The sequence below is a fragment of the Archangium sp. genome (assembly GCF_036277355.1).
In the GTDB taxonomy this organism is placed as follows: Bacteria; Myxococcota; Myxococcia; order Myxococcales; family Myxococcaceae; genus Archangium.
Map to the genome: position 1 here is coordinate 120,268 of NZ_DASUNC010000084.1, position 10,294 is coordinate 130,561.

Below are 10,294 nucleotides of genomic sequence, written 5' to 3' on the forward strand. Positions count from 1 at the left end.
GCGGGGCGGCTCACAGACTCAAGGTGGACCGGCCCTCGCGGTGGTCCCGGAAGAAGCGCCGCACCTGTTGAACGACGGGGTGCTCGGCCAGACAGCTCACGTCCACGGACTCCAGGCGCCGGCACAGCTCCTCGTCGCGCAGGATGTTGTTCTTGAGCCCCAACACCTCCTCCAGGACCTGCACGGGCTCGGTCTGACCGCGTGTGAGCTCCTCGTCCGTGGGCTCCCGTCCGAGAACCTGACGCAGCACGTTCCGGTCCTGGAAGAGCATCACCTCCGTGTCCGGTACCACCAGGACCACCTTCCACAGGTCCGGACACTCAATCTGGACCAGCGCATAGACGAGGAAGCGGTGCAGCTCTCGAATCTTCTGGAGCTCGGTCGAGCGCGTCCCCGCGACCAGGGCCACGATGGCCTTGCGATTGCTGAGGACGGACCTCGCCAGGGAGACACTCTCCGAGAAGACATCCGTTCCGAGCACGCGCAGTTCGGGCCCGAACTCGGGCTCGAGCAGCTTGCGAAGCACCAGGGCATTCGCCTCCCCGCGCACGACGAGACACGGAATCATGGAAAGTCCTCCGCCTTGAGTTCGTAATCCACCTGGGCTTCCTCCACGGCTTTTCGCCATTTGGCCCCGAGGGCCGCGCGCATGCCGCCCCTCACAGCCAGAGACACATCCCTGCCGTCCCACAGCAGGACATTGCGCAAGGGTTGCGCGTAGGCTTCCCGCAGCGCGGGCTCCGTGAACCCCTTCACGCTGAACATCAAACCCAGAGCGGCCGGGGGCCGCCGATCCACCCGGACCTTGAACTTCGCGATCGGGCTGAAGTCGACGGGCTCCCGCCAGTGCTTGCACTCGACCAGACACGAGAGCCCATCGACGTAGACCGCCCCACCTCCCGACCCCCAACCCCGCCCGATCCTGCTCAAAGGCTAACGAGCCCCTCTGACACGCGTTGCGATCCAACGCACTCGCCATTCATTGCCCACACACCCGCCGTGCATAGGACTCGCACGGCAGTATCCGCCGTGAGAACCCATCACGTCAAGTTGGCTTATCTACCTGTCCGGTGACGTGCGGCGTCCTACCGCAGTCCGTCCAGGACCCGCCCGCGCTGGAGGAGCCCGGCCATCTGCGCCGCGTCATGCGCCACCAAGAGGTTCAGCTCCGGCGTGGCCTTCTGCAACTCGTGGAGGTAGCGGAGCTGGTTCGCCATCGCCTCGCCGTCCTCGCCGAGCAGCCAGTTCACCAGCCTCGGGTGCATGCGCGGCAGCAGGATGTTGTCCTGGTGCCACGCGATGTCTCCCACCAGCAGGAACTCGCGGCCATCCGCCAGCCGCACGTAGACCAGCTGCGTCCCCGGCGTGTGGCCCGGCGCCCGGATGAGAACGACTCCCGGCCGCAACAGGTGCATCCCCTCGTAACGCAGCGGCTTCAAGCGGCCCACGACGTCCGCGGTGAAGCCGGCGCGCTCGGCATCGCTCCCGTGGAGCTGGGCTTCCGTCAACATCGCCCGTGGAGCCACTTCATCGAGGAACGGCGAGTGCGCGATGCCCGCGCTGTGGTCGAAGTGCTCGTGCGTGAGGACGATGGCGTCGGCGCGCCGCATCACTTCCTGGAGCCGGGCGTAGTTGTCCGCCAGGACACGGGAGCCGGGCATGTTGCGCGCCAGCGTCTCCGCATCACTCCCGGCATCGACGATGACGCTCCGCCCATCGGCGTAGAGAATCTGGTGCGCCTGGTACACGGCCTGACGTGTCCCGAGGAACCGCCCCGCCACCAGGGCGAACTCCGGCATGGAGCCCTCGCCCACCACGATGCGGCGGAACTCCGTGGGCAGCGGCTCGCCCGTCGACGTGGCGAGCGCCCTCAGCTCCGTGATGGACGGACCGAAACCGGTGCGCTCGGGGACCGGCACCGCGGTGAGCGCGATGGCGAGGAACAGCACCACCATCGCCACCACCCCGAGCAACACCTTCCAGACCCGGCGCACGGGCTTCTTCATTTCACAGCTTCTCCACCGCCACCGTGTTGTCGTCCGGCTTGCGGTCGATCAGCTTGTTGAGCGGATCCAGTCCCGCCCTCGCCGGACGCTGGTCCACCAGCGCGGTGAACTCCACGTCCTCCTTCGTCACCTGCACCCGCTGCAGGTAGAGCGGCTTGCCGTCCTTGTCGAGCACGCCCACGTCCACCCAGTCCGCCAGCTTCAGCTCCGACTCGGTGCCCGTGCCGTTGGCCTCCAGCTTGCGCGCCTTGGCCGTCACCTTCACCTCGAACTTCCCGCCCGCCACCTCGGTGTACGTCGCCTTGAGCGCCCGGTTCTCGTACAGGGTGATGCGCTCGAAGAAGTCATGGAGCACGTACTGCAGGTGCTCGGGCGTCACCGCGCGCAGCTCGGCGAGCAGCTCCGGCGAGTTCGTGAACGGCGGCTGCTGGAAGGCCACCTTCCGCCGGTACGCGGCCAGGGCCCGGTTGAGGTTGTCCTCGCCGATGTAGTCCTGCAGCGCGTACATCACCAGGCTGCCCTTGTTGTAGTGCACGTACTGCTGGCCCTCCACGAGCAGCAGCGGCGTCTCCTTCTTGCGCTCGAAGGCGCGCCCGCGCAGGTAGCCATCCAGCTCGTAGCGCAGGAAGCGGCCCATGCGCGCCTCGCCGTACTTCTTCTTCATCACCATCAGCGCCGAGTACTGCGAGAGCGTCTCGGACATCAGCGTGGAGCCCTGCACGTTGCCGCCGATGACCTGGTGCGCCCACCACTGGTGCGCCACCTCGTGGGCCGTCACGTAGTAGGGGTAGTCCAGGTCCTTCGGGTCATCATCATCCACCTTCGCGATGAAGCCGATGCCCTCCGAGTACGGAATGGTGTTGGGGAAGGACTGGGCGAAGGTGCCGTAGCGGGGGAACTCGAGGATGCGCACCTGCCGGTGCTGATAGGGCCCGAAGTTCTTCGTGTAGTACTCCAGCGCGTCCTTCACGCCCTGGATCATCCGGTCCACGTTGTACGCGTGGGACGGGTGGTGGAGCACCTCGATGGCCACGCCGTTCCACGTGTCGCGCTTCACCGCGTAGCGCGCGGAGAGGAACGAGTAGAAGTTCAGGATGGGGCTGTCCATCGTGTAGTGGAAGTAGCGCCGTCCGTTCTCCGTCCACTCACGCTGGAGGTAGCCCGGGGCCATGGCGATCTGATCCGGCGAGGTGCTCACCGTGGCCTCGAAGGTGATCCAATCCGAGTCCGAGGCGATGTACGTGTTGCGCCGGGCCTCCAGGTCGTTCACGTCCGCCATGCGCTCCTTGGGCGCGAGCCCATGCTTCTTGCGCGTCTGGTCGTCCTGGAGCTCGAAGGCGGCCACGTAGCCGAGCCGCGGGAAGAGCGAGCTGGGCAGGAAGGTGCCGTTCTCCACGAGCGACGTCTCCGCGCCCTTGTTGCGGAAGCCGCGCGGCTCCAGGCCCAGCTCGAACTGGAGCTCGGCCGAGGCCCCCGGCGCCAGCGGCGTGGGCAGCGTGTACGTGTGGAAGCCCAGCCGCGTGTCCTTCTCGGACGCGGACTCGGCGCCCGCCACCGCCAGCCGGTACACCTTCAGGTCCTCGGGCAGGTGGACGTACACCGTCTTCACCGGCTCGGCCGTCTTGTTGACGAGCCCGAAGGTGCCCCGGGCCCTCATGCGCGGCTCCTCGGGGAAGATATCCACCTCCACCTTCGCCGAGACGATGCGCGGCTGCGCCACCTTCGCCAGCGGCTTGTACTTCTTCTCGTAGTCGGCGGACTCCGCCTGCTCCTCGTGCTCCGTGCGGAAGACGTTGAGGCGGTTGGTGTTGTAGAAGACGAAGCCGCCCACGGCCACGGCGCCCACCACGGACAGCGCCAGGCCCACCCGCACCGGCAGCGACGCCCGCGCGCGGGCCAGCGTCGCCCGCCACCGGGGATGGGTCTCCGTGCCCCGCACCCAGAACAGGTGCGAGACGAAGGCCAGCGCCACCGCCACGAGCGCCCAGTACACGCGGAACCACACCATCTGCCCCACGAAGGGCCCGTACCCATTCATGTCCGAGTACGTGGGGTTGGGCGCGCCGCCGTAGTTGTACAGGCCGTGCTCGAAGCCGAACTCCGAGGCGAAGGTGCTCGACAGCAGGTAGAGCACCATCTCGAAGTGGCCCAGGTACTTGTTGTTCACCAGCACGTGGATGAGCACCGCGAGCATGCACAGCAGCCACAGGTCCAACAGCCGGAAGCCGAAGAGCTCCGTGACGTAGAGGCCGGGCTCCAGGTGGGTGTAGCCGTTGAAGAGCTGCACCAGCACGCCGCAGACGAGCAGCACCGCGTTGAGCAGCACCTGCACGCCCATGAGCGCCAGCAGCTTGGAGAGGAAGGGCAGCCACCCGGGCACGGGCAGCGAGTCCGAGAGCTGGTTCATGCGCGCGTCGCGCTCGCGCCAGATGAGCTCGCCCGAGTAGAAGGTGATGATGATGACGTGGAAGAGGCTGAAGCCGCCGCCCACCAGGTCCAGCACCAGGTACGTCACCGGGTAGACGGGGGTGCCGAACATGAAGCCGAGCGTGCGCGAGGCGCCGAACACCATGATGATGCCGGCCAGCACCATCACCAGGAAGTAGACGTTCTTCACCGTCTCCTTCAGGTCCAGCCACGCCAGGCGCGGGAGCATCCGCAGGAAGGTGCCGTCCCGGAAGTCCCGCGTGACGGAGGGCACCGTGAGCACCGCTCGGGGCGCCTCGGTCTCGACGGGGGCCTCCACGCGGCCGCCCGCCAGCGCGTGGGTCCGCTGGAAGCGCAGGAGCGTGTAGCCGAGCATGACGGCGCCCAGGCCCACCCAGAGGAGTCGGTTGAGGAGGAACCAGCCCTCGAGCGGCACCAGGACGGTGTTCTTCTCCACGGACGTCCAGTACTCCGTCACCAGACGCATCGCGTTCATGCCGAACGGATCCACCAGCGCGCCCAGCCACTTCGAGTCGAGCTCCCTCAACAGGCTGCTGCCCATGAGGTAGCCCACGAGCAGCACCACGCTGGCGACGTAGACGGGGAGGATGCGGCGGGTGAGCGCGGCCATCCCGAAGAAGAGCGCGCCGGTGAAGAAGAGGTTGGGCAGGATGCTGACGAGGTAGGGCCGCAGGTACGAGCCCGGCACGGTGGGGCCGATGAGGCTCTCCTCCAGCCAGGGCATGGAGGCGCCGAAGCGGGCCCCCAGGCCGATGCTCGAGAAGATGATGACGAGCGTGAGGAAGGCCCCGAGGAAGCGGCCCAGCAGGTAGCGGGCGCGCGAGATGGGGGCGGTGAAGAAGAGCGTGTGCGTGCCGTGCGCGAAGTCCTGGTAGACGGCCTGGCCCATCACTCCGCCGGTGACGATGACTCCGGAGAAGCCGAGCAGGGAGAGCAGGTTGCTCAGCGTGTAGGGCGAGTTGGCGAGCACCTTTCCGCCGGTGCCTCCGCCCAGCATGATGGTCTTGAAGGCACCGCCCGCCGCGTTCATCGCCAGGCAGGCGAGCAGGAAGAAGACGCCGAAGTAGACCCAGGTGGACAGCAGCTTGAGCCGCTGGCGCAGCTCGAAGAGCGCGATGGAGAGCATGGTGGGTGGCTCCTCAGCCCGCGATGGCCTGGAGGCCGGCAGCCGGCTCCTGCGCGAGGTGTCCCTTGATGGTGGCGAAGTAGGCGTCCTCGAGGTCCGGCACGGCCGGCGCGAAGGAGGCGTCCGGCGCCCCGGCGTTGTAGACGTGCACGAGCGTGCGCCCCATCAGCAGCCGGTGGGAGATGATGGGCAGCTCGGCCTGGAGCCTGGGCAGCTCCGCCTTGTCCACGAACTTCTTCCAGATGCGGCCCTCCAGGCGCGCGATGATGTTCTCGGGCGCGCCGGTGAGCAGCACCTTGCCCCCGTTGAGCACGGCCATCTGGGGGCACAGGTCGCGCACGTCCGAGACGATGTGCGTGGAGAGGAGGACGATGACGTCCTGGCCGATCTCGCTCAGCAGGTTGTGGAAGCGCACGCGCTCCTCGGGATCGAGACCCGCGGTGGGCTCGTCCACGATGAGCAGCTTGGGGTTGCCGAGCAGCGCCTGGGCGATGCCGAAGCGCTGGCGCATGCCGCCGGAGAAGCCGCCGAGTTGCTTGCGCCGCGCGTGGTGGAGGTTCGTCTGCTGCAGCAGCGCGTCCACCACCTGCTTGCGCTCGCGGGCGTTGGAGATGCCCTTGAGGGTGGCCAGGTGGGTGAGGAGATCCTCGGCCGTCACCTTCGGGTAGAGGCCGAAGTCCTGGGGCAGGTAGCCGAGCACCCGGCGCACCGCGTCCTTGTCCTTCAGTACGTCGATGTCACCGAGCGTGGCGCTGCCGCTGTCGGCCTCCTGGAGGGTGGCCAGGGTGCGCATCAGCGTGGACTTGCCCGCGCCGTTGGGCCCGAGCAGCCCGAACATGCCGGGCTTGATGGTGAGCGTGACGTCCTGGAGCGCCTGGGTGCCGTTGGAATAGCGCTTGGACAGGTTCTGGATGCGGAGCTCCATGGAGCCCTCCGAAAGAAGAGGAGGGCATCATGTCACGGGTTGAGGCGGACGATCTCCTCGTTGAGGGCGCTGGCGAAGCCCACCCAGGCCAGGTAGGGCACCATCATCCACGCCGCACCCGTGTCCACCTTGCGCGCCACCGCGGTGTAGGCCGCGAGGCTCACGCCCAGTGCGGCGATGTCCGCGAGCGCCTCGCGCTGCCGGTGTTTGCCGAAGAAGAGCGGGGACCAGAGCGCATTGAAGCCGAGCTGCAGCCCCCACAGGGCGAGCGCCCACGAGCGCCGGGGGCCCGCCGGCCGGTTCCACACCCTCCAGGCGGAGATGGACATCAGCCCGTACAGCACCGTCCACGCCGGACCGAATACCCACGGCGGCGGCGTGAAGCCCGGCTTGCGCAGCCGCTTGTACCAGAGCTGCCCGCTGTTCGAGACGCTCCCTCCGAGCAGCGCCGTGCCCGCCGTGAGCGCCCCGATGGTCCCCAGGGCAACGAAGGACTCCTTCCGCAGGGACGGGTTGCGCAGGGCAGGGTTGTTCGGATTGTGTTGCTCCAGCATCGTCACGACCTCCATGGGTACGTCTTCGTGGGAGAGGGGGCGTCCGTCCGTCCGCTACGCCGGGGCTCCCGCGGCCTCCTCGCCCACCCTCGCCTCCAGCTTCGTTCCCGCCGCGATCCAGGCCCGCACCAGCGCCAGGTGCTCCTGCTCCACGTCCAGCGCCCGCTGGAAGTCCTCGGCGAGCTCCTGGTGCCCCAGCTCGCGCGCCAGCTCGATGAGCAGCTCCCAGCTCGCGTTGTCCACCAGCTCGGCCGTCAGCAGCCCCTCGAGCGACTGCAGCAGGTTGACGTGTGGATCCGCCAGCATCCTCGGCACGCCCTCGGACATGTTGGCCTGCAGCTCCGCCGCGGGCGTGAGCGCCGTGGGGTCCGCGCCCAGCTTCTCCAGGGTCCGCTTGACGAGCGCGAAGTGTGACAGCTCGTCCCGGCGGATCTTCTCCAACTGCTCGCGCGAGGGCCCGCCGTCCCACGTGCCGAACACGTCCAGCTTGGACAGCGCCAGCTCGTACAGCCGCGTCCCCGTGCGCTCGAAGCCGGCACGCTGGCCCAGCTTGTCCACGAGCACCGTGGCCCGGCCGCCCTTGAGCAGGTCCATCGCCGCCTTGGCCATCCCCTTCAGGTTCGGCGGCGGCACCGTGCCCAGGTTCCCCGCCTCCCGCGCGAAGTCCTGGCGCTGCTTCGCGATGACCGACGCATCCCCCGGGATGTCCGGCGCGAACTTCTCGGAGCCCTCGACGGTCTCCCTGCTCTTCACCGGGTGGACCCTGATGCCCGTCCGGTTCATCCCCATCTCGCTCGCCTTGCGTTCCATTACTGGATCCTCCCCTCGGCCAGGGTGCTCACGCGCTCGGCTTCCTCCGCGAGCTCGGTGCCCGGACGCCAGCGGTAGCCGGCGGAGGCGATCGCGGATGGACTCCCCTCGGAGTTGAGCTGCTGCCGGTAGAGCAGCGTGCGCTCGGCCTCCTCGGCGCGCGGCACGAACCCGGTGCCCTTCGCGCTCAGGCCCTCCTCGTTCATCAGCACCTTGCGCACGAACTCGCGGTGGCTGTGGTAGCCGATGGGCTCCGGCAGCTCCCGGGGCAGCACCTCGGCGGGGTCTCTCCCCTCCAGCCGCTGGAAGAGCTCCATCACGTAGTGCAGGTGCCCCAGCTCGTAGTCCGTGAACCGCTGCCACACCTCCTTGATGCGCGGGTTCGTCTCGGACCGCAGGCAGCTGTAGTAGTTGTAGACCTCGTTGGCCTCGTGCAGCAGCCACTTCTCCAGCCACGACTCGCCCGGGTCGCACAGCGACTCGTACTGCGTCACGTGCTGCTCCTCGATGGCGGCGATCTCCGCGTACAGCTGGCGCGCCACCGGATCGGTGAAGCTCGGCCCGATGTTCATGTAGTACGTGTGAACCTGGTTCTCGGCCGAGACGATGGTCAGCGCGTTGAGCCTGGTGATGGGGGCCGCGGTGCGCGCCTCATACGGCCGGCGCACGTCGTCCAGCGGATGGCGGTGCTCGATGGCGGTGAGCCGTCCGGGAATGATGTCCGTATAGCTCTGGGTGATGGTGTTCGGATCCTTGCCGCACAGCCGGTCGTACAGCGCCGAGTACCGGTACAGGTGATCGAAGTCCTCGAGCATGCCGAAGCGGTACGTCTGGGCCAGGTACGGATCGGGCTCGTGCTGGGCCACGCTCGCCGTCACCTCGATGGCCGTCTGCTCGTAGCCGAGCGTGGTCTCCAGGGGGGACTGGTTCCCCGGATTCAGCCAGTTGACCAGCGTCTGCTGGAAGTGCTCCACCCGGCGGATGAGGGCGAGCGGCTCGCGGAGCTCCCGGTTCATCCGGGCACAGGCGTGGCTGAAGCGCACGGACTCGGATTCGATGCCGTTCATCAGGATGACACGCACGCGCGTGAAGGCGTCGTCATCCAGCTTGCTGATCATCCTCCGTGTCAGGTCCTTCCAGGTGAACCGCTGGCGGTCCAGGGGGACACCCTTCTCCTTGAAGAGGTCTAGAGCCACGTGTCACTCCTTTGAGTGTCTCGGGAGAACCGTGGAGCGCACGGAGCACACCACCCCCCCGGGTTCGCCGGTAAAGCTCCGACTCCCCTCCGGATGCGGCAAACCCGTGCTGGCGCTCCGCCTGCTCTCCAGGGCTCCAGACACAAGAAAGCCCGCCAGGTCACGAGGACCGGCGGGCTTCGGAAGCAGGAGGAGACTGTACCCGGGGACTAGCGGGAAACAGCCTGGCTCAGGGCGCGGTGCACGGCCTCGAGCGCCTTGCGGGCCTCGAGCAGCTCGGCGCGCTCGGCGGTGAGCGAGGCCACCTGCTGGGCCAGCACATCGCGCTCGCCCTGGAGCGTGTCCACGGTGCGGCGCAGCGCGGAGGCCTCGTCCTTGGCGGACTCCAGCTCCCCGGCGAGCCGCTCCTCCTCGGAGAGGCTGTCGGCCAGGGCGCGCTTGGCCTCGGCGACGGCGGCCTCCAGGGTGGAGCGCTCCTGGGCCTGGGCCTGCATGGCCTGACGGGCCTCCTGCAGCGACAGCAGGGCCTCGTCGCGCTCGCCCTCCAGGGCGGCCAGCTCCCGCTCGAGGTCGCCGAGCAGCTTCACCCGGCCCTCCATGTCGGTGGCGAGCCGGCGCGCCTCGTCCATGCGCAGGCGGGCCTCCTCGGTGGCCTTCTCCGCCTGGCGCCGCGACACCTCCAGCTCCTGGGTGAGCGTGAGGTTGAGCGCCTTCACCTTGGTGAGCTCGGACTGCAGCGCCGAGATGCGCTCCACCGCGCGCAGGCCCGCCTCGGCCACGCTGGCCGGCAGGGGCTCGGGACGCGGGTTCTCACGCACCGCCTTGAGGCGCTCCTTCAGCCGCTCGCGGCGGGCCTGGTTGTCCAGGTCCTCCTTGGGCGGAGCCGGCGTCTGCACCTCCACCTCGTGCTCGGGCGGCTCGGCCCGGGCCACGGGAGCGGCGGGCACTTCCTGGGGCGCCTGGACGGCGGGGGCGCGCAGGGCGGCGTCAATCACCTCGGAGGCGGTGGGACGCGGCGCGCGGGCGCGCTCGACGCGGGCGCGCACCTCGGCGGACAGGTCGTGGGCGGCCGTCGCGGCGGGCTCGGGGGCCGGCTCCGGCTCGGGGGCCGGGGCCTGGTCGGACTCCTGGGCCAGGGCCTGCGGGGGCTGCTCCTGCGGCTCCTCGGGCGCGGCGGGATCGACGACGCCGGTGAATGCACCCAGACGGAGGCGCGGCTTGGCGCGGGA

At 68.7% G+C, this 10,294-nt stretch carries 9 protein-coding genes; all 9 read right to left on the reverse strand.

Going from position 1 to position 10,294, the window contains the following annotated elements; translation table 11 throughout:
• Positions 1-10 precede the first annotated feature (10 nt).
• The gene (locus VFZ09_RS22595; RefSeq protein WP_329729719.1) at positions 11-568 is read right to left on the reverse strand and encodes a hypothetical protein; all 558 of its coding nucleotides are present in this window, start codon (positions 566-568) and stop codon (positions 11-13) included.
• The gene (locus VFZ09_RS22600) at positions 565-930 is read right to left on the reverse strand and encodes a restriction endonuclease (RefSeq protein WP_329729720.1); all 366 of its coding nucleotides are present in this window, start codon (positions 928-930) and stop codon (positions 565-567) included. Before VFZ09_RS22600 ends, VFZ09_RS22595 begins: the two co-directional genes overlap by 4 nt.
• A 155-nt stretch (positions 931-1,085) precedes the next feature.
• Positions 1,086-2,006, reverse strand: coding sequence for an MBL fold metallo-hydrolase (locus VFZ09_RS22605; RefSeq protein WP_329729721.1), 921 nt, complete (start codon positions 2,004-2,006; stop codon positions 1,086-1,088).
• A gap of 1 nt (position 2,007) precedes the next feature.
• Positions 2,008-5,580: a M1 family aminopeptidase gene (locus VFZ09_RS22610; RefSeq protein WP_329729722.1), complete on the reverse strand. Its 3,573-nt coding sequence runs from the start codon at positions 5,578-5,580 to the stop codon at positions 2,008-2,010.
• Positions 5,581-5,593: 13 nt separating this feature from the next.
• Positions 5,594-6,505, reverse strand: a complete 912-nt coding sequence (locus tag VFZ09_RS22615; RefSeq protein WP_329729723.1) for an ABC transporter ATP-binding protein — start codon at positions 6,503-6,505, stop codon at positions 5,594-5,596.
• 32 nt (positions 6,506-6,537) lie between these two features.
• Positions 6,538-7,074: a TspO/MBR family protein gene (locus VFZ09_RS22620; protein ID WP_329729724.1), complete on the reverse strand. Its 537-nt coding sequence runs from the start codon at positions 7,072-7,074 to the stop codon at positions 6,538-6,540.
• Positions 7,075-7,113: 39 nt separating this feature from the next.
• Positions 7,114-7,869 carry a ferritin-like domain-containing protein gene (locus VFZ09_RS22625; RefSeq protein WP_329729725.1) on the reverse strand — a complete coding sequence of 252 codons (756 nt, stop codon included), beginning with the start codon at positions 7,867-7,869 and terminating at the stop codon, positions 7,114-7,116.
• Positions 7,869-9,065 carry a hypothetical protein gene (locus tag VFZ09_RS22630; protein ID WP_329729726.1) on the reverse strand — a complete coding sequence of 399 codons (1,197 nt, stop codon included), beginning with the start codon at positions 9,063-9,065 and terminating at the stop codon, positions 7,869-7,871. Before VFZ09_RS22630 ends, VFZ09_RS22625 begins: the two co-directional genes overlap by 1 nt.
• A gap of 209 nt (positions 9,066-9,274) precedes the next feature.
• Positions 9,275-10,294 (reverse strand): extensin-like protein (locus VFZ09_RS22635; RefSeq protein ID WP_329729727.1); only part of this gene is annotated, 1,020 nt, incomplete at its 5' end.

Bases quoted from the DNA above. Each gene is read 5' to 3' on its own strand.
- VFZ09_RS22595 (WP_329729719.1), bottom strand. From the start codon at position 568: ATGATTCCGTGTCTCGTCGTGCGCGGGGAGGCGAATGCCCTGGTGCTT.
- VFZ09_RS22605 (WP_329729721.1), bottom strand. From the start codon at position 2,006: ATGAAGAAGCCCGTGCGCCGGGTCTGGAAGGTGTTGCTCGGGGTGGTG.
- VFZ09_RS22610 (WP_329729722.1), bottom strand. From the start codon at position 5,580: ATGCTCTCCATCGCGCTCTTCGAGCTGCGCCAGCGGCTCAAGCTGCTG.
- VFZ09_RS22615 (WP_329729723.1), bottom strand. From the start codon at position 6,505: ATGGAGCTCCGCATCCAGAACCTGTCCAAGCGCTATTCCAACGGCACC.
- VFZ09_RS22620 (WP_329729724.1), bottom strand. From the start codon at position 7,074: ATGGAGGTCGTGACGATGCTGGAGCAACACAATCCGAACAACCCTGCC.
- VFZ09_RS22625 (WP_329729725.1), bottom strand. From the start codon at position 7,869: ATGGAACGCAAGGCGAGCGAGATGGGGATGAACCGGACGGGCATCAGG.